Source organism: Streptomyces albidochromogenes (assembly GCF_005981925.1).
Classification (GTDB): Bacteria; Actinomycetota; Actinomycetes; order Streptomycetales; family Streptomycetaceae; genus Streptomyces; species Streptomyces albidochromogenes.
Map to the genome: position 1 here is coordinate 1 of NZ_VBVX01000787.1, position 388 is coordinate 388.

Genomic DNA, 388 nt, shown 5'->3' on the forward strand with positions numbered 1-388 from the left:
GTACAAGATAATGCACCAACCTCAACAAACAGTCCAAATGACAATGTACCAGTTTCAACAAACAGCCCGGATGACAATGAACCGGTTTCAACAAACGCTCCTGAAACTACTTCTCCACAAAACACTATAACTTCCTCATCCACCTATCAGGAAACAACTAGTTCCACTGACTCCACTCAATCAACTTCAGACTCAGGTTCAAGTTCTTCAGCCTCTTCTGGAAGCATTTCTGCCCCAACTGCAATTGCCCATTCACCATATGCAAACGATGTAGCATGTAAACATGCCTCTACAATTAAATCAGATTTAGAATTAATTAAAAGCAAAGGAATTAATAAGATTAGAGTTTATGGTACTGACTGTGGATTATACGCTACTATTATACCAA

At 38.9% G+C, this 388-nt stretch carries 1 protein-coding gene; it reads left to right on the forward strand.

Annotated features, from left to right (window positions below):
• Positions 1-388 (forward strand): hypothetical protein (locus tag E2E34_RS37815; protein WP_167518462.1); only part of this gene is annotated, 388 nt, incomplete at both ends.